The sequence below is a fragment of the Aquimarina sp. BL5 genome (genome assembly GCF_003443675.1).
Taxonomy (GTDB): domain Bacteria; phylum Bacteroidota; class Bacteroidia; order Flavobacteriales; family Flavobacteriaceae; genus Aquimarina.
In genome coordinates this window covers 5,835,051-5,857,593 of record NZ_CP031963.1, presented here as the reverse complement: position 1 = coordinate 5,857,593, position 22,543 = coordinate 5,835,051, and the positions used below count along the sequence as shown (strand labels likewise).

General features: G+C 32.7%; 22 protein-coding genes and 2 tRNA genes. 9 read left to right on the top strand and 15 right to left on the bottom strand.

Features of this window, described 5'->3' with window-relative positions; translation table 11 throughout:
* Window positions 1-357 precede the first annotated feature (357 nt).
* Window positions 358-1,842: a Na+/H+ antiporter NhaC gene (gene nhaC / locus D1818_RS24620; protein WP_118463074.1), complete on the top strand. Its 1,485-nt coding sequence runs from the start codon at window positions 358-360 to the stop codon at window positions 1,840-1,842.
* Between the two features lie 53 nt (window positions 1,843-1,895).
* Here the strand turns inward: nhaC and D1818_RS24615 are convergent, their stop codons facing one another.
* The gene (locus D1818_RS24615; protein ID WP_118463071.1) at window positions 1,896-2,288 is read right to left on the bottom strand and encodes an acyl-CoA thioesterase; all 393 of its coding nucleotides are present in this window, start codon (window positions 2,286-2,288) and stop codon (window positions 1,896-1,898) included.
* 92 nt (window positions 2,289-2,380) lie between these two features.
* Between D1818_RS24615 and D1818_RS24610 the strand changes: the two genes are divergently transcribed.
* From D1818_RS24610 to D1818_RS24600, 3 genes are all read left to right on the top strand, one after another.
* Complete coding sequence (locus D1818_RS24610) at window positions 2,381-3,010, top strand: NAD(P)H-dependent oxidoreductase (protein WP_118463068.1); 630 nt, start codon at window positions 2,381-2,383, stop codon at window positions 3,008-3,010.
* Window positions 3,011-3,079: 69 nt separating this feature from the next.
* Complete coding sequence (locus D1818_RS24605; protein WP_118463065.1) at window positions 3,080-3,535, top strand: thioredoxin family protein; 456 nt, start codon at window positions 3,080-3,082, stop codon at window positions 3,533-3,535.
* A gap of 85 nt (window positions 3,536-3,620) precedes the next feature.
* Complete coding sequence (locus D1818_RS24600; protein ID WP_118463062.1) at window positions 3,621-4,811, top strand: DegT/DnrJ/EryC1/StrS aminotransferase family protein; 1,191 nt, start codon at window positions 3,621-3,623, stop codon at window positions 4,809-4,811.
* Window positions 4,812-4,821: 10 nt separating this feature from the next.
* On the opposite strand, the gene ribB is transcribed toward D1818_RS24600, so the two are convergent.
* From ribB to D1818_RS24555, 9 genes are all read right to left on the bottom strand, one after another.
* Window positions 4,822-5,973, bottom strand: a complete 1,152-nt coding sequence (gene ribB, locus D1818_RS24595) for a 3,4-dihydroxy-2-butanone-4-phosphate synthase (protein ID WP_118463059.1) — start codon at window positions 5,971-5,973, stop codon at window positions 4,822-4,824.
* A 69-nt stretch (window positions 5,974-6,042) separates the two neighbouring features.
* The gene (locus tag D1818_RS24590) at window positions 6,043-8,073 is read right to left on the bottom strand and encodes an LptF/LptG family permease (RefSeq protein ID WP_118463056.1); all 2,031 of its coding nucleotides are present in this window, start codon (window positions 8,071-8,073) and stop codon (window positions 6,043-6,045) included.
* Between the two features lie 73 nt (window positions 8,074-8,146).
* Window positions 8,147-8,779 (bottom strand): outer membrane lipoprotein carrier protein LolA, encoded by a 633-nt coding sequence (locus tag D1818_RS24585; protein WP_370449414.1) that lies wholly within the window; start codon window positions 8,777-8,779, stop codon window positions 8,147-8,149.
* A gap of 56 nt (window positions 8,780-8,835) precedes the next feature.
* Entirely contained in the window at window positions 8,836-11,310 is a 2,475-nt protein-coding gene (locus D1818_RS24580; RefSeq protein WP_118463050.1) for a DNA translocase FtsK, read from the bottom strand.
* Between the two features lie 67 nt (window positions 11,311-11,377).
* Entirely contained in the window at window positions 11,378-11,746 is a 369-nt protein-coding gene (locus D1818_RS24575) for a diacylglycerol kinase (protein ID WP_118463047.1), read from the bottom strand.
* Window positions 11,747-11,755: 9 nt separating this feature from the next.
* The gene (gene tpx / locus D1818_RS24570) at window positions 11,756-12,256 is read right to left on the bottom strand and encodes a thiol peroxidase (protein ID WP_118463044.1); all 501 of its coding nucleotides are present in this window, start codon (window positions 12,254-12,256) and stop codon (window positions 11,756-11,758) included.
* A gap of 129 nt (window positions 12,257-12,385) precedes the next feature.
* The gene (locus D1818_RS24565; RefSeq protein ID WP_118463041.1) at window positions 12,386-12,643 is read right to left on the bottom strand and encodes a hypothetical protein; all 258 of its coding nucleotides are present in this window, start codon (window positions 12,641-12,643) and stop codon (window positions 12,386-12,388) included.
* Window positions 12,624-12,938, bottom strand: coding sequence for a co-chaperone YbbN (locus tag D1818_RS24560; protein WP_027392863.1), 315 nt, complete (start codon window positions 12,936-12,938; stop codon window positions 12,624-12,626). The genes D1818_RS24565 and D1818_RS24560 overlap by 20 nt, the downstream gene beginning before the upstream one ends.
* A gap of 69 nt (window positions 12,939-13,007) precedes the next feature.
* Window positions 13,008-13,646 carry a peroxiredoxin gene (locus tag D1818_RS24555; protein WP_118463038.1) on the bottom strand — a complete coding sequence of 213 codons (639 nt, stop codon included), beginning with the start codon at window positions 13,644-13,646 and terminating at the stop codon, window positions 13,008-13,010.
* A gap of 275 nt (window positions 13,647-13,921) precedes the next feature.
* On the opposite strand from D1818_RS24555, the gene D1818_RS24550 reads away from it, so the two are divergent.
* The 4 genes from D1818_RS24550 to D1818_RS24535 all read left to right on the top strand — a co-directional run bounded on the left by D1818_RS24550 (window position 13,922) and on the right by D1818_RS24535 (window position 18,292).
* Window positions 13,922-16,165, top strand: a complete 2,244-nt coding sequence (locus D1818_RS24550) for a response regulator (RefSeq protein WP_118463035.1) — start codon at window positions 13,922-13,924, stop codon at window positions 16,163-16,165.
* A gap of 104 nt (window positions 16,166-16,269) precedes the next feature.
* The gene (locus tag D1818_RS24545) at window positions 16,270-17,439 is read left to right on the top strand and encodes a PLP-dependent aspartate aminotransferase family protein (RefSeq protein WP_118463032.1); all 1,170 of its coding nucleotides are present in this window, start codon (window positions 16,270-16,272) and stop codon (window positions 17,437-17,439) included.
* 1 nt (window position 17,440) lies between these two features.
* On the top strand, window positions 17,441-18,157 hold the full coding sequence (gene bshB1, locus D1818_RS24540; protein ID WP_118463029.1) for a bacillithiol biosynthesis deacetylase BshB1: 717 nt from the start codon (window positions 17,441-17,443) through the stop codon (window positions 18,155-18,157).
* Window positions 18,158-18,216: 59 nt separating this feature from the next.
* A tRNA-His gene (locus D1818_RS24535) sits at window positions 18,217-18,292 on the top strand.
* A gap of 82 nt (window positions 18,293-18,374) precedes the next feature.
* On the opposite strand, the gene D1818_RS24530 is transcribed toward D1818_RS24535, so the two are convergent.
* Complete coding sequence (locus tag D1818_RS24530) at window positions 18,375-19,427, bottom strand: M28 family metallopeptidase (protein ID WP_118463025.1); 1,053 nt, start codon at window positions 19,425-19,427, stop codon at window positions 18,375-18,377.
* A gap of 173 nt (window positions 19,428-19,600) precedes the next feature.
* On the opposite strand from D1818_RS24530, the gene D1818_RS24525 reads away from it, so the two are divergent.
* Window positions 19,601-19,685: transfer RNA gene (locus tag D1818_RS24525), tRNA-Ser, on the top strand.
* A gap of 197 nt (window positions 19,686-19,882) precedes the next feature.
* Here the strand turns inward: D1818_RS24525 and D1818_RS24520 are convergent.
* From D1818_RS24520 to D1818_RS24505, 4 genes are all read right to left on the bottom strand, one after another.
* Entirely contained in the window at window positions 19,883-20,737 is an 855-nt protein-coding gene (locus tag D1818_RS24520; RefSeq protein ID WP_118463022.1) for a cupin domain-containing protein, read from the bottom strand.
* Window positions 20,738-20,830: 93 nt separating this feature from the next.
* Entirely contained in the window at window positions 20,831-21,649 is an 819-nt protein-coding gene (locus D1818_RS24515) for a LytTR family transcriptional regulator DNA-binding domain-containing protein (protein WP_118463019.1), read from the bottom strand.
* A 212-nt stretch (window positions 21,650-21,861) separates the two neighbouring features.
* Window positions 21,862-22,260, bottom strand: coding sequence for a DUF2452 domain-containing protein (locus tag D1818_RS24510; protein WP_118463015.1), 399 nt, complete (start codon window positions 22,258-22,260; stop codon window positions 21,862-21,864).
* 2 nt (window positions 22,261-22,262) lie between these two features.
* Window positions 22,263-22,541 carry a TIGR03643 family protein gene (locus D1818_RS24505; protein ID WP_118463012.1) on the bottom strand — a complete coding sequence of 93 codons (279 nt, stop codon included), beginning with the start codon at window positions 22,539-22,541 and terminating at the stop codon, window positions 22,263-22,265.
* Window positions 22,542-22,543: the final 2 nt, after the last annotated feature.

Here is a 22,543-nt window from a genome sequence, read left to right as displayed (position 1 = left end):
AAAGCCTCATTTCTGAGGCTTTGTAATTTGTCAAATTTAACTTTGGGGGAAATTAAATTTGTTGGGGCAAAAAAACATAAACAATCAATTCCAATTTTTCTCTTTCGGTATATATTTAATTTCTTAATATCCTTCTTTTCAATGGTTCAAAAATATTTCAATATCATATTTTCACAAAGACCATTGAGCAAATATATATTAAAATATCGACAAAAAGCGTTTTTATTCGATAAAATACATTTATAAATATTTTATCACCATATCCATCAATCATTTTTAGAATTAAACGAAAGGAATACGTTGCATAAATTTTATTAATATCGTAACATTACATTCTTAAAATTTCGAATACTATATATGGAAAGTCAAAACATCACTCCTACTGATCCCCAAAACGAAGAAATTATTGAAAACAGAGAATTAAACATTTGGGAAGCATTAATTCCAATTGTTGCGCTAGTAGGTATGTTGTTTTATAATGTATACTTCGCTTTTGGCGATGATGCACTAAGTGGTAGTAATCAATTTGTATTACTGCTGGGTGCCGCTGTAGCTGCCATAGTAGGTTTCTTTAATAAAGTGTCCTATAAACAAATGATGGAAGAAGTTGCTCGCAACGTAAAATCAACTACTGGAGCCTTACTTATACTATTAATGGTAGGTTCGTTAGCAGGTACTTGGCTTATTAGTGGTATTATACCCACAATGATTTACTATGGATTACAAATTCTTAATCCTACTATTTTTCTAGCTGCTTGTGTAATTATCTGTGCCATCATCTCTATAGCTACAGGTAGCTCCTGGACAACCTCTGCTACCGTAGGTATTGCATTAATTGGAATTGGAGACACATTAGGTATTTCATTAGGAATGACTGCTGGTGCTGTTATTTCTGGAGCATACTTTGGTGATAAAATGTCACCTTTATCTGATACCACAAACCTTGCTCCTGCTATGGCAGGAGGAGAATTATTTTCTCATATAAAATATATGACATACACTACGGTACCAACGATAGTGATCACGTTAATTATATTTATAATAATTGGTTTTACACTTAATACTTCTGGTACTCCCGAAATTAGTGAACAACTCGCTGCTATTAAAAGTGCATTTACAATATCACCTTGGTTATTTATTGTTCCGATGATTGTTATTGGGCTTATTATCAAAAAAACACCTCCTTTAATTGCCTTATTAGCTGGTACATTATTAGGTGCTGTTGCAGCAATTATAGCGCAACCAGATATTGTAATGAATATTGCTGGCAGTGAAACACTGGACTTTAACTCTGCATATAAAGGTGTTATGAAAGCTATGACTGTGGACACCGCCGTAGAAACCTCTAGTAAAGAATTAAATGACCTATTCACAGCTGGAGGAATGTCCGGAATGCTAGGTACCATCTGGTTAATCGTGTGTGCAATGGTCTTTGGTGGTGTTATGGATGCCATTGGAGCATTAGCCCGAATTAGTAAAGCCTTATTAAGCCTGTTTGATACTGTATTTGGGTTATTTGCTAGTACTGTTGCAAGCTGTCTAGCACTAAATGTTACTGCTTCTGATCAATATTTGGCAATTGTAGTACCAGGAAGAATGTATGCAAAAGCGTTTAAAGATAAAGGACTTGCTCCTGAAAATCTTAGTAGAACCTTAGAGGATTCTGGAACCGTAACTTCGGTGTTAGTTCCTTGGAATACCTGTGGAGCTTATCAAAGTGGCGTTTTAGGAGTTCCTGTTGTAGATTATTTCTTTTTTGCTATCTTCAATTGGCTGAGCCCTTTTATGACCCTTCTTTTTGCAGCTTTCAGAATAAAAATTAAGCAGTTAGGAGATAAATAAAATATCTTAAAAAAATAAGCGCATCCGACATAGTTGAATGCGCTTTTATTATGCTATCCATCTATAATAGGAATAGGTTTTTTATCATTATCAATAGCAACAAACTTGAACATTCCTGAAACTGCTATTTCACGATCATAGTTATACATTTCCTCCTTATAGATATCTACCTGTACCAAACAACTGGTTCTACCAACCTCATGAATCTTAGCAACCAGTTCTATAATTGTACCCGCAGGGATTGGTTTTTCAAAATCAATTTTACCTGTAGAAATTGTTACTACTTTTTTCCTACTAAAACGGGTAGCGCATATAAAAGAAACTTCATCCATGAGTTGCAATGCAGTTCCTCCAAACAATGTTTCATAGTGGTTGGTAGTATTAGGAAAAACAGCTTTAAAGATTCTAGTCTCCGATTTTTGGATCAATTCATCTATAGTATTCATACAATGGTGATATAGTTTTTTCTTATCAATTTAATGAATAAAGATACTTGTTATACCTGTATCTTTGCGACATAATTTTTAAAAAAATTGCAATGGAAATTATCCAAAGCTTACAATGGCGATATGCTACAAAAAAGTTTAATAACAATCGTATACTCCCTCAAGAGAAAATAGATATACTTACAGAAGCCTTTAACCTTACTGCTACTTCATACGGATTACAACCCTTAAAATTAGTTGTATTGCATAATAGAGAAGTTCAGAAAAAACTTACTGAATACTCCTGGAATCAACAACAGGTTGCAGATGCATCTCATGTGTTGGTTTTTTGCATTGAAAACACAGTTGGCGAAGAATACATTACGAAATATTTTGATAACGTAAAAGCAATAAGAAATACTTCTGATGAAGTACTTAAACCTTTTAGAGAACAACTCGTTGATTCTTTTAAGAACAAACCTGCAGATGAGATTGCCAATTGGGCCTCCAAACAAGCCTATTTGGCTATGGGTAATTTATTAACCGTATGCGCAACTGAAAAGATAGATGCCTGTCCAATGGAAGGTTTTATTCCCGAAAAATATGACGAAGTTCTTAATCTTACCCAACTTGGTCTAAATTCAGTTCTAGTACTGCCTGTAGGTTATCGCGCTGATGATGACATGTTTGCAGAGTTTAAAAAAGTAAGACGCTCTATTAATGAAACAGTAATTGTGTTATAGACAAATACTTGGCAAGATATTTGGAGTATAAAAAATATTCTATTTTTGTCAAGCCCAAAACTTAATACTATGAAAAAAGTAATGCTGTTTATATCATTGATAATTACTTCAGCTTCATTTGCGCAAGAAGACGAATTACATTGGTTAACAGATTTTGAGAGTGCTAAACAAGTTTCTAAAGATAGCAAGAAACCTATCCTTATGTATTTCACTGGCAGTGATTGGTGTGCTCCTTGTATCATGCTTCACGAAGATTTCTTTTCCACCGAAAAGTTTAAAAATCAATCACAAAAGGTAGTTTTACTAAAGGTAGATATCCCTAGAAGAATGGATATAATTTCTGAAGAACAACTAAAAGCAAACAAAAAGCTGTTAAGTAAATACAATAAACAAGGTGGCTTTCCTAATATTATCGCGCTTAATCATAATGGCAAAGTACTTAGTACCCAAGGTTCTTATAGTTCTTCTTTACGAGACCCTAGTAGATACTTTAGTTTTGTAACCACTATTATTGACAACTATTAATTAAAAAGATAAGTTACACATTATATAATCAAAACTCTTTTCGGTATTTTTGCCGAAGAGAGTTTTTTAATTTAACACTTTACCTATGCCAGGATTCGAGCTATTTGGAGCTGAAGAAAAGAAAGAAGTTCAAGATGTATTAGACAATGGAGTTTTAATGCGTTACGGTTTTGATGGTAACCGGAATGGACATCATAAAGCTTTAGAATTAGAAAAAGATTTAGCTTCCAGAATGCAAACCGAATTCGCTCAGGTAGTATCAAGTGGAACAGCAGCATTAACTGTAGCATTAGCTTCTGCAGGTGTTGGATCAGGAGATGAAGTGATTATGCCTACTTTTACATTTGTTGCTAGTTTTGAAGCTATTTTATCTGTTGGTGCTACCCCAATTTTGTGTGATATTGATGATACTTTAACTTTAGACCCTAAAGCAGTAAAAAAAGCAATTACCCCAAGAACCAAAGTAGTTATGCCAGTACATATGTGCGGTTCTATGGCGGATCTAAAAGCATTGAAAACTCTTTGCGATGAACATAAGCTGATTTTATTAGAAGATGCTTGTCAAGCTATAGGAGGAACTTACGATAACAAACCACTAGGTAGTTATGGAGATTTAGGATGCTTTTCCTTTGATTATGTAAAAACGATTACTTGTGGAGAAGGTGGTGGCCTGATAACTAATTCTAAAGAGTATGCAGAAAATGCCCATAAGTATCAGGATCACGGACATGATCATATTGGGAATGATCGCGGTGCAGAAACACATCCATTCTTAGGATATAACTATAGACTATCTGAACTAAATGCAGCTGTAGGGATTGCTCAATTAAGAAAGTTAGACCATACTTTAGGTCTACAAGAAAAAAATTACACTATCCTTCGCGATGCGTTAACCCCTATTCCTGAAGTTACGTTTAGAAGAGTTCCAGAAACTGGGGTAGAAAGTTATGCTTTTTTAAACATATTCCTTCCTACTGAGGATTTAGCTAGAAAAGTACACAAAGCCCTTGGTGGACATGGAGTAGACGCCTGTTTTTATTGGTTTGATAACAATTGGCACTATTATAGAAAGTGGGAACACTTGTTAGAACCTAAATCACTCAATACGCTTTCTGCCGAACAAAAAATAGGGCTTCAAAAAAACAATCAATCCTTTGATGCAAGTGATGCCTGGATGGGAAGAACTATTTCGTGCCTAATAAAAATTGGCTGGTCCGAAAGTGATGTAAAAGAAAGAGCCTCAAAAATGATTGAAGCTCTACGAAGTATTTTATAAAAACTACTTTCTAATAGTTTACATATTCTACTATTTCTAATCCGTATCCAATCATACCTACACGTTTTTGTTGTACAGTATTGGATACCAATCGTAATTTATGAACATTAAGGTCGTGTAAAATCTGAGCACCAATACCAAAATCTTTAGTATCCATAACTATTTTTGGTGCTTTTACTACCTCCTCGCCAGTTTGAATTTCCTTTAGAGCCTTTAAACGATTAATTAAATTAAAAGATTGACTTTCTTGATTAATAAAAACAATTGCACCTTTTCCTTCTTTATTAATTCGAGTAAACATAGCATCTAATCGCTTATCCGCGTTATTAGTTAGCGTTCCTAAAATATCATTATTAAATAGTGTCGAATTAATACGTGTTAACACCGGTTCATTATCGGCCCAGCTTCCTTTTGTTAATGCAATATGAATTTGGTTATTCGTAGTTTGTTTATACGCTCTTAATCTGTATTTACCAAAACGAGTAACTATATCAAAATCTTCTTTCTTTTCGATTAGTGAATCATGCTGCATTCGGTATGCAACCAAGTCTTCGATAGAAACTAATTTAAGATCGTATTTTTTAGCTACTTCTACTAATTGAGGTAGGCGTGCCATAGTACCATCTTCGTTCATAATTTCTACGATCACACCCGCTGGTTTTAACCCTGCTAATCTAGCAAAATCTATAGCCGCTTCAGTATGACCTGTTCTTCTTAAAACACCACCTTCTTTTGCTTTTAATGGAAAAATATGACCTGGTCTTGCCAACTCATGAGATTTTGTTTCTGAGTCAATTAATGCTTGAACAGTCTTAGCACGATCACTAGCAGAAATACCTGTAGTAACGCCATTCCCTTTTAGATCTACAGAAATCGTAAATGCTGTTTCCATAGGATCCGTATTGTTATCAACCATCATATTCAATTTCAGGTCTTCACAACGTTGTTCTGTAATTGGAGTACAAATTAATCCACGTCCGTGGGTTGCCATAAAATTGATCATTTCTGGAGTTGCCTTTTCGGCTGCTGCCAAAAAATCTCCTTCATTCTCTCTATCCTCATCATCAACAACAATGATCACCTTTCCTTGACGAATATCATCAATGGCTTCTTGTATAGTGTTTAATTTGAATTTGTTTTTGGTCTCCGTAACCTGTGACATAACGATACAATTCTTAATTTGATAGCAAAGGTAATTTATATAATTCTTAAATGGAACAGTATCCTCTAATTATCTGATTTTGTTCATATCTTCTTTAATCACATTACGGTAGTAAAAGTAAATTAAAATGTACAATGGTAATCCTAAATAGAAAAATATGTAATTAGGTTTTTCAGTCATATGCTTCATTAATCTATAGAACCTGCTATGACTTATAAAAGATAAAATATAAAACACTAAATACCCAAGATTACTTAACACATTGAAAATAATCAACATTATTTCCGTTTCCACGGATAATTCCTTAGAAATTATTTTAACGATTAAGTTAACAAGAATAGATAAGAAAGCTAAAGTGATAGTCAAAACAGAATATTCGTCAAAATCTTTATAATGCTTTTCAGCCATATCAAAATCAACATTATCCAACTCTCCCTTTAGCTTAAGATTACTTATAGAAATACCTCTTTCATCTAATATCTTTAACGAAGCATTTCTGTACGACTCGTCATAATCATATTGTCTATAGTTTTTAACAATATCTTTCAGTTTATCTGTGTCGTACTCAACCAAAAGATCATATTTAGTTCCATCCACTTCTTCGTCAAAGTGTTCTTCGTTCATCAAAGCTATATCACTAGTAGCTAAATCCTTCTTCTTACTTTTCTTCTTAGACCTCTTTTTAAAAAAATCTCTGAAAGGCTGTATAAGAATATCGAAGCTGACAAAGCCTCTATCTCTTGTTGCGCGATAGGTTAAAAATATACTCAGAGGGAATATAATGAATGTAGAAAGCCAAGATCCAACAAATGGAGGAACACCGCCTTCCTCAGCACCATTTTTTGCAAAAATTCCGATAAAATGATACGTAAGAAAAAGTACTACCCCGATGACAATTGGCAGTCCTAATCCGCCTTTACGAATAATTGCACCTAACGGAGCCCCAACAAAAAACAACAGAACACAAGCAATACCCAACGCATATTTATCGTGCAATGACATCTCATATTTATTAAGTGCTCTTTTTTTAACTTCTAACGTTCTTTTAGATGTTTGTATTCTTCTAATAACTCCATCCACATTAGAAAATGCAAGACTATAGATTTGTGATTTCTGTCTTACATTAAATCGATCATTTATCAAATCTAATGTATCAATCGTTGTTGTTTTTAAGGTATCTATTTTTAGATTTCTATTTAATTCTTTAAATCCATTTCTTCTATTTACATCATCTTGTGTAGATTTAACCTCATCATTTACTTGGATTGATAATGTATCTATTTCATTTTTAAGACCATTTACATTTAGCATGTTATATCCCTTGCTATATTGCTGAGCATCCATATCTACATTATCCAAAGAAGATAAGTCCATATTAAGAACATACTGTTTAAAATAGGTTTTAGCAAATGGTAATTTTTTTCTTTGTTTAGGAGATTTCTGTTGGATTTCATCATAGTAATTTCCATCATTAAGTACCAGTGTAATCAAGTCAGAATCAATACTACCTTTCAATTCTCCATCAGTAGCTTTTATCACAGTAAAATTACCAGCTCTAACTCCTTTTTTATGAATAATTACATCCTTAATAAATTGATCATTATCACCATATTTTTCAGATACCCGTATGTTTATGTCTCCCAAATCATTAAATTGATTGGGAGTAATAACCATGGCAGGTTTGACTTTTACTATATTCTTTCGTAGGTTAACAAACTTCCTTTCTGAATTGGGAATTACTGTATTAGAAAATAAAAATGCTCCAATTCCCACGAAAAAGATAAACACTGACAAAGTTCTCATTGCCCTCTGCAAAGATATACCTGAAGATTTCATTGCGGCGAACTCATAGTTCTCTGCAAAGTTACCAAAGATCATGATCGAAGTAAGCAAAATCGTAAGTGGCAATACCATCGGTATTAACCTAGGTGTAGCGTAGGTTAAAAACTTTATTATCACTGAAAAATCCAAATCTTTTCCTGCCAACTCTGAGATAAACAACCAGATTGTTTGCAATAAAAGAATAAACATGATAATAATAAAGAGTGGGAAAAAAGTCTTTAAAAAAGTCGTTAGAATATATCTGTCAAGTATTTTCACCTATTCGCTACTAAAATAAATCCCGAAATCTTCGGGATGTGTATTGATTATAAATTAATGTCTAAATATATTACTAATCTAAACGATTGATGTAATAATTACTATATTTTGATTCGTCGAAAACAAATAACGTTTTAGAAAGCGGCTGATTTGTTTTAAAACTATTAACCGTAATTGTAATATTTGTTCCATTATTCTGCATAAGAATCAGTTTATAAATATGCTTTGTTTGCTTATCAATTCCTAATAAAATTTCTTTTAATTCACTCTTAGAATCGATTGGAATTAATTTTACAAACTGAATTTTTCTTCCCTGTACATCTTGAACTATATCTAATTTAGAAGTATATCCATCTTCATAAAACGTAAGCATCTTAGATGGTGTAACGCTGGCCTCATCTTCCGCATTTTGAGAAGAAATATTAATTTCCTCATCTTCAGGAATAACAATGTGCAATTTTTTACCATCATACATCTGTTCTGTCCCCATTAGGTTTAAAAGATATTTATCACCTAATAAAGTAACATCACCCCTTGTCTCCTGAGAAACATTTTCTGCAGGATTATTTAAGGCATATTTAAATCCTATGACAATATTATTGTAACTTCTTACCTTAGTAGATACTTCATCTAGAAGTTGTTTTGCATCTTGTGCTTGAGCAGTAGCAATAAAAAGGGTAATTACTAAAAAAAATATTTTCTTTATCATCTATTTATTTCTGTGTATTTAAAAATCTCTTTTATTCTACAAATTTACTATAATTACTCTGAGTCTAATAATTGTTTCAGAGCTATTAAATCAGTAACTAAAACTTGTCTCGCTTTACTTCCTTCAAACGGGCCTACAATACCTGCAGCTTCTAACTGATCAATCAATCTTCCGGCTCTATTATAACCCAATTTAAGTTTTCTCTGTAATAAAGACGCCGAACCTTGCTGTGCTGTGACAATAACTTCTGCTGCCTCATTAAAAAGCTTATCTCTATCTTTTTTATCTATATCAAGACTTGTGCCACTTTCTTCTCCCATATACTCTGGTAACAAGTGTGCATCAGGGTATGCTTTCTGACTACCAATATAATCTGTAATCCTCTCAACTTCTGGCGTATCTACAAAAGCACATTGAATCCTAACTAGATCATTCCCTTGTGTATATAGCATATCTCCACGACCAATTAACTGGTCTGCTCCTCCCGTGTCCAAAATAGTACGAGAATCAATTTTAGAAGTTACCCTAAAAGCTATTCTCGCTGGAAAATTGGCTTTGATCATACCTGTTATCACATTAACAGAAGGTCTCTGAGTTGCGATAATAAGATGTATCCCAATTGCTCGGGCTAATTGCGCTAATCTGGCAATAGGTGTCTCTACTTCCTTACCAGCTGTCATAATCAGATCAGCAAACTCATCTACTACTAAAACAATATAAGGTAAAAACTTATGTCCATTTTCTGGATTCAGCTTTCGTGCTCTGAATTTGGCATTATACTCTTTTATATTTCGCACCATTGCATTTTTCAGCAAATCATATCGGGCATCCATCTCGATACAAAGAGAGTTTAGTGTGTTAATCACTTTATTATTATCCGTTATGATAGCTTCATCTGTATCAGGTAGTTTAGCAAGATAATGACGCTCTATTTTATTGAATAATGTTAGTTCTACTTTTTTAGGATCCACTAACACAAACTTTACTTCTGCAGGATGTTTTTTATACAATAACGAAGTTAAGATGGCATTTAACCCCACAGATTTACCTTGTCCTGTAGCTCCCGCCATTAATAAGTGAGGCATCTTTGCTAAATCTACTACAAAGGTCTCATTAGAAATTGTTTTACCTAGAGATAAAGGAAGCTCCATTTCCGCTTCCTGAAACTTAGATGATGCAATTGCAGATCGCATAGAAACTATTGTCGATTTTTTGTTAGGAACTTCGATTCCAATTGTTCCTTTACCAGGAATTGGCGCTATGATACGAATTCCTAATGCAGCCAACGACAATGCTATATCATCTTCCAGGTTTTTAATTTTCGAAATACGAATACCCGCTTCTGGTACAATTTCATATAAAGTTACCGTAGGACCAACGGTTGCCTTAATCTGAGCAATTTCTATCTTGTAATTTTTAAGCGTCTCTACAATACGATTTTTATTTTCTTCGAGTTCTCCCTGATCAATAGTAATCCCACCATTTTGTATTGAATAATCCTTTAGTAAATCAATGGTTGGGAATTTGAAATTTCCTAACTCTAATTTTGGATCAAATTCACCAAAATCCTTTACCAATTTAGCACTAAGGTTTTCTACGACTTCTTCCTCGACAATAGTCTCTACCTCCATCGCTATATCCTCTGGATTATCTTCTGACTTTATTATTAATTTTTCTGGAACCTCATCGGATTGATTATCAGGATTTCCATAAAATTCATTTACAGTTGTTTTTGTAGACTTGGCAGATTCACTCTCCACGATAGGAGTCTTTTCTTTAACCTTTTCTATAACTGTATCCAAGGATAAATCCTTAGTGTCGCCAAGTGAAACGCTTTCTTTATCAGCTACTTCTGTTTTATTTTCTTTAGGTAAACTTCTAGAACCATTAATCTTTTTACCAGATTGATAATCCTTTGTAATTTCTGTTTGTGTCTTTTTTAAAGAAGCAGATATCTTTTCTGGAGTATATCGTAAACGCACAACAATATAAACAATAGCGAAAAAAGCCAATACCAATACGGTCCCTATAAATCCAATATAATCTTGCATAAAGTCATTAACTTCATACCCTATAATCCCTGCAAGTAAACCACTCTCTTTTTGTACAAATCCGAAAATCACAGAAATCCATAACATTACTAGTGTTCCCCAAAACCAGAATCCCGCTAATTTCTTTCTGTTCAAGTCAAAAAACAAGTAAACCCCTGTCAGAGAAATAAGAACAGGAAGAATTAAAGCTGAAATACCAAAACCTTTAAAAATAAAAAAATCACTCACTTTAGCACCTGAAATACTCAGCCAATTTTTTGCCGAAGAAGTTCTACTCGGAAATTGAGAAATTTCACTTTGATCTATTTTCCAATTAAAGAAAAACGACACAAAAGCAAAGAATAATGCTATTCCTAAAAAGAATAAGAAACTACCCAAAACAACTTTTTGCTGTCTTGATAAAGTAAGTCTTTCTTTTAAAGGAGTTTTAGGTTTTTTTGTGGTTTTCCTTTTTGTTGTTGCTTTTTTTTTTGCCATTTTTTGGATGTGTTATCGCAAAAATACGAATATCTATATTGGAACGTAAAAATGGAAAAAAAATTTTCTAGAATAAATACGGAACATAAATAATACAACCAACAACAACAGCTACTATTGCCGCTATAAAAACTGCTCCTGCCGCAATATCTTTAATAAAACCAATTTTATTGTGAAAATCAGGATGAATAAAATCTGCAATTGCTTCTACCGTAGTATTTAGTCCTTCAATACTCATTACAAGCCCAATAGCAAAAGTTTGTAAAATCCATTCGGTCGCAGTTATATTCATATAAAAACCTAAGGCTGTCATAATAATCGCTATGACAGCCTGTACTTGTATACTTGGTTCAGTTTTAAGTAATATCAATGCTCCTTTTAATGCATATCCACAACCTCGTATCCTACCAGTAATAAAATTAGAAGCTTTACTCATATAAGAGAATTATGCCAGTGTTTTAATCGCTTCAGCATAATTAGGCTCTTGCGCAATTTCTGGTACTTGTTCTGTATGTACAATTGTACCTTCTTCATTCACTACAATAACTGCTCTAGAGTGAAGTCCTTTCATTGGACCGTCAACAATTTCTAAACCGTAATCTTTACCAAACTTCCCATCTCTAAAATCCGAATGATTCACCACATTTTCCAGACCTTCAGCTCCACAGAATCTAGCTTGAGCAAATGGTAAATCTCTCGATACACAAAGAACTTTGGTATTCGACAGATTACTTGCTTCTTTATTAAATTGTCTAACAGATGCAGCACATATCCCCGTATCAATAGAAGGAAATATATTCAGTACTACTCTTGATCCTTTATAATCCGATAGTTTTGCCTCTGACAAATCTGTATTCACTAATTCGAAATCTGGAGCTGTTTCACCTACTTTAGGTAAAGTACCATTTGTATGTATTGCGTTTCCACCTAGTGTTATTGTAGCCATAATAATATTATTTGTGTTTTTTTAGAGCTATAAAATTAGTAAGATTATATGGCATTTTACACAAAGTTTAATGAAAATAAAAAAACCTTCTACTACAGAAGGCTTTTTTTTAATTATTCAAGAAGTTTCTTAGGAATCAATAGACCCCATTACACGTTGCATGAAACTATTTAAAGCTTCTTTTTTAGAAGTACCATCTTTAATCATTTTACTTACTTCTATAGCCCCATACATATTAGAAATCAACTCTCCTATCACATCTAACTCTTCATCTTTTAGAGAAGGAACTTCTGTAAGAGTTTCTAATGTTTCAATCGTTTCTACCACAAAATCCTCATCGTTTTCTTCAATAAAAGAAGTAAGGTGTTTAATTATTGGCAACTTCATCTACTAATTCTTTTAGAATGTCAAATTTATTTGTCTGAACCTGATTTACAAAAACTCCATTTTTAAAAGTGGCAAACGTAGGAAGGTTATCCACTGTAGCCATTTTTCTAGATTCAGGATTTTTTTCAGCATCCACTATAACAAATGCGGTATCATTTTTTTCTGAAGCTAATTTTTTAAATTTAGGCTTCATAATTCTGCAGTTTCCGCACCAAGTTGCAGAGTACTGAACTACTACTGTATTGTTATCTTTTATTACCTCAGAAAGGTTATCCGTTGTTAATTCTTGAACCATAATTTATAAAACTATAAAAGAAACTTCTCCAAAACATAAATTTTGAAGAAGTTTTTAAACTATTATTTCTTAGTGAGAAGCTAAGTAAGAAGCTACTCCATCTCTATTAGCCGACATAGCATCTTTTCCTTCTTCCCAATTTGCAGGACATACTTCGCCATTTTTCTGAACGTGAGCATAAGCATCAATTAATCTCAAAAACTCAGCTACATTTCTACCAACTGGCATATGATTAACTCCTTCATGAAAAACAGTCCCTTCTTCATCTATAAGGTAAGTAGCTCTATAAGTAACATTGTCACCTTCTACAGTCACTACTCCAGTTTCTTCATTATAAGTTTCGTTAGTAATATCCAAAATCCCTAACGTATTAGAAAGATTACGGTTAGAATCCGCTAATATTGGATACGTAACACCTTCAATTCCTCCATTATCCTTAGAAGTATTCAACCACGCGAAATGAACTTCTGGAGTATCACAAGAAGCTCCTATAACAATTGTGTTTCTTTTTTCGAATTCTGCTAAAGCTTCTTGAAAAGCGTGTAATTCTGTTGGACATACAAAAGTAAAATCTTTTGGGTACCAAAATAATAATACTTTTTTGTTGTTATTTTTTGCTTCTTCCAACACATTAAGTTTGAAAGTATCTCCCATATCATTCATTGCATCAACGCTAAGATCTGGAAATTTTTTACCTACAAATGCCATTTTTTCTCTATTTAAAAGTGTGATTAATTATTTTTTTCAAGTGGCAAATATACATCTCCTAATCAAACCTGTATACAAGGATAATTTTAATTTTCTATGTATTGATAGTTTTTGTCAATACATTAAAATTCCTTCAGCCATTTAAAATATTCTTACAATAAAATGAAATACCTTACACAAATTACGGATAAATTGTTCTTTTTACACGATGATTAACACTTCATACAATCTATTTTTGTATTTTCGCTTTAACCATTGACTAAAAACTTAACAAGTTGAGAAACTTTATTAATCAAGTAGTTATAATATTTATAGTATTTATTTCACTAAATACTTTGGCCCAAACTTCATTGGATGGAAATGATATTCAATCGTACATAGAGGAAGCTGAAGTTCTACTAGAAGAATATAAATATGAGCAGGCTTTAGAAAAGGCTCAGATAGCATATAAAACTGCGAAATATAATGATGATGAAAAAAATCTAGCTAAGATTCACGATGTTATTGCTCGCGTACACGAATTGAATAACCAAGAAAGTATTGCTATTACGAATTATAGAACTGCACTTACCTATGCTTCAAGTTCTAAGACTACTTACCTAAAAGCAAAGTTATATAATAATCTAGGAAACCTTTTTATCAAATCAGATTCTACTTTATATAAAGGAATTAAACATTACAATAAAGGTTATCAAATCGCAAAAGAAATAAAGGATACCACGAAAATGGTGAGACCATTATTAAATCTTGCAGAATATTACATTAATAATGATGACTACAAAACCAGTGATGGATATTTGACCAAGGTAAGAGCTTTAATTGGTTCGGATATGAATATATCAAGTCCTCAAAAAACCAAATTAAGCAATTTGCTTGGTAAGTATTTCTTAAGAGTCCGAAGATATGAAAGAGCTAATGAACATTTAGAAAATGCAATAACCTTTGCTACTGATGAAATTAATAATAATAACAATAATAAGATATTAATTTCCACGTATCATAAGGAGCTTGCTACTTCTTATATGACAAAGTATAAAATTCACAAAAACCAAAAAGAGTTTGAATTAGCAACCCCTTTTCTAGAAAAACATTACGAAAGCCTTTCTAAATCGAAAGATCTTACAAAAGAAATTGAGCTACTCAAAGCAACTATAGAATTTGGAGTAGATCAGATGAAAGATCAAGTTGAGCAAGCTAACAAGAAAGATGACGAAAATTATTCTAAAGAGATCAAATGGCAGATCAGTATTATTCTGGGAGTTGTATTAATTTTAATTTCACTTGCATTTTTAATCAGTGCTTACAAGAATAATTTACAAAAGAAGAAACTAAACAACGATCTTATAGAGAAAAACAAAGAACTTGTAAATGCTAAGGAAACTGCTGAACAAGTTTCTACTCTTAAATCACAGTTTATATCTACTGTAAGCCATGAGCTAAGAACACCTCTTTATGGAGTTATAGGTCTTACTTCTCTTCTTATGGAAAATCCAGAAGAGAAAAAGAAAAATGAATATCTAGAATCTCTAAAATTCTCTGGAGATTATTTACTTGCTCTAATTAATGATGTATTACAACTAAGTAAAATAGAAACTAATGAAGTTAAACTAGAAAAAGTTTCTTTCGACTTAAGATCACTCATAGAAGGGATCGTAAATTCGCTTCATTCGAAACAAAAACATAATAGCAATACAGTACATATTGATATCGACCACAATATAAAGACCACGCTACTTGGAGATTCGGTAAGGTTATCGCAAATATTAATCAACCTTATCGGTAACGCTCTTAAATTTACAAACAACGGAAACATCTGGATAAAAGTAAAATGCCTTGATTATCAGGATGATAATTATAAACTACGTTTTATCATTAAAGATGATGGTATTGGTATTCCGAAAAGTAAACAGGAGACTATTTTCGATAATTTTGCACAAGTAAAGAATCAAAATCAGGAATACGAAGGTACGGGACTTGGTTTAGCTATTGTAAAAAAATTAATTCATCTCCATAACAGTGAAATTTTTATCAATAGCGAAGATGGAGTTGGATCTGAATTCGCATTTGATCTGAGTTACGAAAAAGCGATTAAAGAACAGGATATTTCATCCAAAACGGGTGAAACAATTAGTATTGGAACAACTAATTTTAATATTTTAATTGTTGATGATAATAAAATCAATCAGATTGTAACCCAGAACATCTTAAAGAAAAAAGGATATACCTGTAATTTAGCTAGTAATGGTATGAATGCAATAGAAATGGTGAAAAGCGAAAGTTTTGACCTAATTCTAATGGATATCAATATGCCAGAGATGAATGGACTAGATGCTACTACAGTAATCCGAACTTTTAATACGCATATCCCTATTATTGCACTTACGGCGGTAGAAGAAGGAGAAATTAGAGATCAGGCATTATCCGTAGGAATGAATGATGTAATCATTAAACCTTATGACACTCAACAATTCTTCCAGACCATTATGAAAAATATTTCGAAAGTGAAGTATATAAGTTAGATTCTAACAACTATCTCATTGTATAATTTATTCTGTTAAAGCATATCGTACTTATCAATGAATATATTATTTTAGAGCACAATTTCTAAGCTTATTACACAAACATGAACTCAAAAAACACAGGTTTTAATACTATTTGCACCCATATTGGGGAAATAGAAGACAAACAATTTAAAGGAGCAATATCTCCTATTTATCTTTCTACATCATATGCCTTTGAGGATGTGGATATCAAAAGATATCCACGATATTTTAACACCCCTAATCAAGAAGCATTATGTAAAAAAATTGCACGGTTAGAACAAGGAGAATCATCATTGATCTTTGGTAGTGGTATGGCAGCAATAAGTACTACTTTATTGGCTTTTCTTAGAAAAGGTGATCATATAGTTTTACAGCGAACTTTATATGGAGGAACTGTCAATCTGGTGAATGAAGAATTCAATAAATACGGTATAGAATATTCTTTTGTAGATTCCCAGGATGCTAGTGGATTTGAAGAAAAAATTAAAGAAAACACTAAAGTAATATATATTGAAACTCCCTCTAATCCTCTATTAACGATAACAGATATTAAAGCGATATCAGAATTAGCAAAGAAGAAAGGAATTATAACGATGATTGATAATACCTTCGCTTCACCAGTAAATCAAAACCCTATAGAATTAGGTATTGATATTGTTCTACATTCTGCAACAAAATATTTAGGAGGGCACAGTGATATACTTGCCGGAGCCGTTGTTTCTACAGAAAAAAATATTGAACAAATATTTCATTTAGCAAAAAATCTAGGAGGCAGTTTAAGTGATTTTACTGTATGGATGCTAGAACGAAGTATTAAAACTTTAGGATTAAGAGTTAAGCAGCAAAATAAGAATGCAAAAAAAATGGCTAAATGGTTAGAAAAGCACGCTGATATTGAAGCTGTGTATTATCCTGGATTAAAGTCACATCCTGATTACGAAATAGCAAAAAAGCAAATGAAAGGATTTGGCGGCATGTTGTCTTTTGAATTAAAAAAAGGTCTGGATGCAAGTAAATTTCAAAAAGAGCTAAAACTAATCAAAAGTTCTATGAGTCTTGCTGGAGTAGAAAGTACAATCCTTTCCCCTACATTGACGTCACATGCCCTACTTACAGAAGAAGAAAGAGAACATCAAGGAATTAAAGATGGCTTATTGAGATTTAGTGTAGGTATCGAAGAAAAAGAAGACTTGATAAGCGATATAGAACAAGCATTAGAAAAAATTAAGATACTAGAACTTGAACACTAATATGAAATTAGATATTCTAGCTATTGGTGCACATCCAGATGATGTGGAATTAAGTTGTTCGGGCACGCTAGCGAAAGAAATAGATAACGGTAAAAAAGTTGGAATACTAGATCTTACCCGAGGAGAACTGGGAACAAGAGGTACTCCTGAAATAAGAGATCAGGAAGCAAAAGATGCCGCAAGAATACTTGGCGTATTGGTTAGAGAGAATTTGGGTTTTAGAGATGGTTTCTTTACGAATGATGAGACTCATCAACTAGCTATTATTAAGATCTTAAGAAAATATCAACCAGAAATTGTTCTTTGTAATGCGGTTAAGGATCGTCATATAGATCACGGAAAAGGAAGTAAATTAACCAGTGATGCTTGTTTCTTATCTGGTTTACGCAAAATAGAGACATCTATAAATGGTGTGACTCAAGAAGCCTGGAGACCTAAAAAAGTATATCACTATATTCAATGGGAGATTCTTAACCCTGATTTTGTTGTCGATATAAGTGGATATATGGATAAAAAGATGGAAAGCGTAATGGCATATAAAACTCAATTTTACGACACCGACAGTAAAGCTCCATCTACTCCAATATCAAGTAAGAATTTTAAAGACAGTATTGAGTATCGAGCAGCCGATTTAGGTAGAATTATTGGTGTAGAACATGCAGAAGGTTATACCGTAGAACGCTATGTCGCAGTAGATTCCATTTTTGATTTAATATAATTTCATTTTTTGTTTTGTAGAAATATAAAAATGCCTTATTTTTGCAGCCGAAATTAAATGGTGGTTGTAGCTCAGTTGGTTAGAGCATTGGTTTGTGGTACCAAGGGTCGCGGGTTCGAATCCCGTCTTCCACCCTTTAGAAAAAAAAGACTCTGTTTACGCAGAGTCTTTTTAATTTATAGTCAATCAAATTTCTTTACCGTTATAAAAACGTTGGCTACTCACTTCCAATACCATCTACTACTAATCTTTTTTCTCTATTTGCCACTTCCCAAGCTGTATAAAAGACCAATTTAGCTCGTTTAGTCATTAGATCATATTCGATTTTATCCGGAGTATCAGTTATCTGATGATAATCTTCATGGACACCATTAAAATAAAATATAATCGGAATATTATGTTTAGCAAAATTATAATGATCACTTCTGTAGTAGAATCGATTAGGATCGTCTTTTGCGTTATAGGTATAGTCAAGATTCAGTTTGGTATATTTAGTATTTGCCTCTTCACTTAAATTATGTAATTCTGTACTCAATCTATCACTACCTATTAAATATATATAATCACTCTTATCATCACCTTCATGATCTTTATCAATTCGACCAATCATATCTATATTCAGGTTCGTAATAGTATTCTCTAATGAAAAAATAGGATTTTCTGTATAATATTTCGACCCATACAATCCTTTTTCCTCACCAGTTACATGCAAAAATAATATAGATCTTTTAGGTCCCTGACCATCTTTAGCGGCTTTTGCAAAAGCCTCTGCTATCTCCAAGAGGCTAACAGTTCCTGATCCATCATCATCTGCTCCATTATATACATTTCCTTTACTATCCACTCCTACGTGATCATAATGAGCCGACAACACTACTATTTCATCAGGTTTTTCAGAACCTTTTATATATGCCAAAACATTTTCTGAAGATTTTATACCTCCTCTAAAATAACTTTCCGGTATCACCTGAAAATAATCATCATCTCCAATTGGTGATGGGATATTCATTCTTTTATATTGATTTTTTAAAAATTCTGCTGCTTTTTTCTGACCTGGCTCTCCTGTATCTCTACCTTCAAAATCATCTCCGGCAAACGTAAACAAATACTCTTTAAGTTCTTCTGCAGTTATAGTTTCTGCATAAGATGTAACATCCAATTTATCTTCTTTTGCTTTTGAAGAACTAGAACTACCTGTATTTGATGAATTCTGTGAACTGCCGCAGGAATAAAGAATAGATAAACTAAATACAATTAAAATACTTTTCATTAAATTCTTTTTTTTTATAACACTATGCAATATACAGATTTAGAGGGAGATCATTTTGCGAATGTTTTCTTAAAAAAAATTACTAAAATTAATTGTAAAAAATCTTCCTAGAATTAAAAAAGGTTATTATATTTGCACCCGCATTCAGGAAATACCTGATGAGACTAAACACTGGAGAAATGGCAGAGTGGTCGAATGCGGCAGTCTTGAAAACTGTTGAGGGTCACACCTCCGGGGGTTCGAATCCCTCTTTCTCCGCAAAAAGCCTTGTAATCAATTGATTTACAAGGCTTTTATTTTTTTAGTTAACAATATCGAAAATCAAAGTTTTTCATAAGTAAATAGAAAAAGAAAAGGGATCATCCCTAAAGGTTCTGTGCGAATTTGATTTTACACCACTCCCTCCCTTTTTCCACTAACCTATTAAAATGAAGTCGGATTAACCTTTAATTGACTTAAGCTCCTTTACCAAACATGATAAGAATTGCTTCTGCGGGTTTATCCGAATCGTTCCACCATTTATGATTTACATTAGCTGGAATAAATATGGTATTTCCTGCCGAAACAGTGATACGCTCACCATCAACCTCACCCTCAATAGTTCCTTTGATCATTACACACATCATGGGAAACGGATTGGCTTGTTCGCGAGGGTCATCACGTACCTTATCTCCAGGAGAGACACTGTACCAAGCGGTACGTAATCCTTTCTCATAATAAAAAACGGTAAAATTGGAGCCATGTGCTTTCCGTGTAGCTTTCTCATGAAATGGAATTATCTCTGGAAAACCTTTAGTCCAAAAATGAAACGAAAAGGCATTCAAATCACCATCTTCGTCTACAGTGGGTTTGTACCCGTTTATTTCTATAACGCTCATTGGTGTATAATCACTACCAAAAGCTTTTCCCTGAGCTGTTAATGCATTGATCTTTCCTTCGCCAATAGCCTTTAAGGTTTCTAGCTCAATACGATAGACATAAGTTGGAATATTTGGCAACCCCTCTTTGATATTGACCTCCCATTGTTTTTCACTTTTCTTTTTTCCAGTACTTTCAATGGTCCATTTTCCATTAGCTTCTGGCACTTCTATCCCTATTATACGTTTTTCACTGGCATGACGATCATTTTTATAATCGTTAACATAGGTTTTTATGATGCTCTCTGCCTCTTTCTTAGAAGTAATTTTGATTTCCTTAGTAATTTCTGGCAGTACATCGGAAACACTAGTTCCTTGAGCAAATATGCTCGCTGTCAATGTAACACAAAATAGCACGGTAATAATAATTTTCATTCTTTTTGAAGTTTTCATTTGATTAATGATTTAAAAATTCACTTCACAAATGAATAACACAAAAGACTAAAAACTCAATAAACATTAGGCTTTGTGGGGAATGAACAAGTTTTAGGGGCGAGAATGCAATAAACTTAAAACAGTATTAGTGTATTTATTAGATACTGGAATTTCATCTTCAAATTCTTTAAGCTCAATTGACATATTTCTGCGCTTACTATTTTTTATTTTAAAGAAATTTGTGTTGATTAAATATTGGCGATGACAACGACATATTGGTGATATCGGATTCACTATTTGGTTTTCAATATTCTTAAGACTAGAGCGAAATACTATTTTCTCTCTTTTATTATTTGATTTAATATGTATATCCACATAATTATCGTCACTCATAACATACATTACTTCATCAAGATTTAGCTCTATAGGTTTAACTCTAGGTGCAGTAATTTGATATGTTTCTTTTGATGATAGTAACGCAATCTTTTGACGATTAAAATAACTAACAATTCCTAAGGTAAAAAAAGAAACAACTAAACCTATCCCGGAAACCCTTCCTATAACGTTTATATATTCTAATAAAGTAAAATCATTGAACTCTGCCAGAAAACTCTTAACTAGAAACAGAACACCACTCACAAAAAGTATCATTGCTGTATACCATAAAACAGCTTTACCTAATGTCCATTTTTGAAATAGTTTTTTAAAAACACTAGGAACAAGGAATTCCATTGTATAGATAGACAATGAAAAAATGACTCCCATGGCAATGATAATTAATTTAACATACCAGATACCGTTATCGACTATAGCAAATGGCTTAAAAAGTATAATGAATAAACTAGCTATAAACCCTAACAAAAAAATATTAAATATGTTTTTAAAGTTTTTTTTAGGTCTAGGGAATGGTGTGTAAACGAATTTGAACATTACATAAAAATAATTTTAGAAAAAGTCAGTTTAACTTTTATGATTAAACTCATCGTTTTTCATGCTCAAATGTATAAAATTATCTCATCTACAAATGTGTCAACATTGAAACATTTTAACCTTCAGAGTTTTATTTTCTAAATACTAAAGCTTGATTAAAATGAAATATGAAGAGACAGGCTATAATATATTTCACCCTACTCAATAACAAATTACAAACGTTCCCACATTTTATCCGCATTTAACCTAAAGGTACCTAAATGATCAAAACTACATTCAGATGGAGCTATAATAGACAAAAACGGCTCTTCTTTTCTATTTCTATAAAGGTGATACACCTCTCCTACTATAGGTTCAAAAGTGAATTTAGCATTATACACTAAGTTATTATACTCAAACTGCTCAATCAAAACATCATACTGGGCTCTTAGTTCGTCATACTTTGCTTTTACCTGTTTATTTACCTTATGCACATTTGTGTTTTTCCAGGCTATAGTATCTGGAATTGTTATTACAGGAGCACCCACATCCGTTGCATAAGGTTTTAATGCTGCATCGTAACGATTTTCCTCTTCATTATAAACTACCTGATCTGGTTTTTTATCACTCATCTCTATCTTTTTGAAATTTTGTTATGTGTAATCTGTCTTTGTCGGGAACATTTGAATCTACCATCTTCAAAAATACGCTTTTTCATATGTTTCGTTTTTCTGCCTTGCACTCTTTTTCGCCACATTCTAAAACTAGATGGCTTCATTTCTTTACGCATCAGATTAATAACTTGTTGTTCTTTTAATCCAAATTGCATTAAAATAGCATCAAAAGGCGTCCGATCTTCCCAAGCCATTTCAATAATTCTATCTATATCTCTTATCGTTAAATCTTTTTGCATTT

Excerpts from the sequence above, each read along its gene's own strand:
- D1818_RS24580 (WP_118463050.1), bottom strand. The coding sequence starts at position 11,310 with ATGGCAAAAAAAAAAGCAACAACAAAAAGGAAAACCACAAAAAAACCT.
- D1818_RS24560 (WP_027392863.1), bottom strand. The coding sequence starts at position 12,938 with ATGGTTCAAGAATTAACAACGGATAACCTTTCTGAGGTAATAAAAGAT.
- D1818_RS24505 (WP_118463012.1), bottom strand. The coding sequence starts at position 22,541 with ATGCAAAAAGATTTAACGATAAGAGATATAGATAGAATTATTGAAATG.
- bshB1 (WP_118463029.1), top strand. The coding sequence starts at position 17,441 with ATGAAATTAGATATTCTAGCTATTGGTGCACATCCAGATGATGTGGAA.
- D1818_RS24600 (WP_118463062.1), top strand. The coding sequence starts at position 3,621 with ATGCCAGGATTCGAGCTATTTGGAGCTGAAGAAAAGAAAGAAGTTCAA.
- D1818_RS24605 (WP_118463065.1), top strand. The coding sequence starts at position 3,080 with ATGAAAAAAGTAATGCTGTTTATATCATTGATAATTACTTCAGCTTCA.
- D1818_RS24610 (WP_118463068.1), top strand. The coding sequence starts at position 2,381 with ATGGAAATTATCCAAAGCTTACAATGGCGATATGCTACAAAAAAGTTT.
- nhaC (WP_118463074.1), top strand. The coding sequence starts at position 358 with ATGGAAAGTCAAAACATCACTCCTACTGATCCCCAAAACGAAGAAATT.
- D1818_RS24565 (WP_118463041.1), bottom strand. The coding sequence starts at position 12,643 with ATGAAGTTGCCAATAATTAAACACCTTACTTCTTTTATTGAAGAAAAC.
- D1818_RS24615 (WP_118463071.1), bottom strand. The coding sequence starts at position 2,288 with ATGAATACTATAGATGAATTGATCCAAAAATCGGAGACTAGAATCTTT.
- D1818_RS24530 (WP_118463025.1), bottom strand. The coding sequence starts at position 19,427 with ATGAAAAGTATTTTAATTGTATTTAGTTTATCTATTCTTTATTCCTGC.
- D1818_RS24575 (WP_118463047.1), bottom strand. The coding sequence starts at position 11,746 with ATGAGTAAAGCTTCTAATTTTATTACTGGTAGGATACGAGGTTGTGGA.
- D1818_RS24520 (WP_118463022.1), bottom strand. The coding sequence starts at position 20,737 with ATGAAAACTTCAAAAAGAATGAAAATTATTATTACCGTGCTATTTTGT.
- D1818_RS24510 (WP_118463015.1), bottom strand. The coding sequence starts at position 22,260 with ATGAGTGATAAAAAACCAGATCAGGTAGTTTATAATGAAGAGGAAAAT.
- D1818_RS24555 (WP_118463038.1), bottom strand. The coding sequence starts at position 13,646 with ATGGCATTTGTAGGTAAAAAATTTCCAGATCTTAGCGTTGATGCAATG.
- tpx (WP_118463044.1), bottom strand. The coding sequence starts at position 12,256 with ATGGCTACAATAACACTAGGTGGAAACGCAATACATACAAATGGTACT.
- ribB (WP_118463059.1), bottom strand. The coding sequence starts at position 5,973 with ATGTCACAGGTTACGGAGACCAAAAACAAATTCAAATTAAACACTATA.
- D1818_RS24545 (WP_118463032.1), top strand. The coding sequence starts at position 16,270 with ATGAACTCAAAAAACACAGGTTTTAATACTATTTGCACCCATATTGGG.
- D1818_RS24515 (WP_118463019.1), bottom strand. The coding sequence starts at position 21,649 with ATGTTCAAATTCGTTTACACACCATTCCCTAGACCTAAAAAAAACTTT.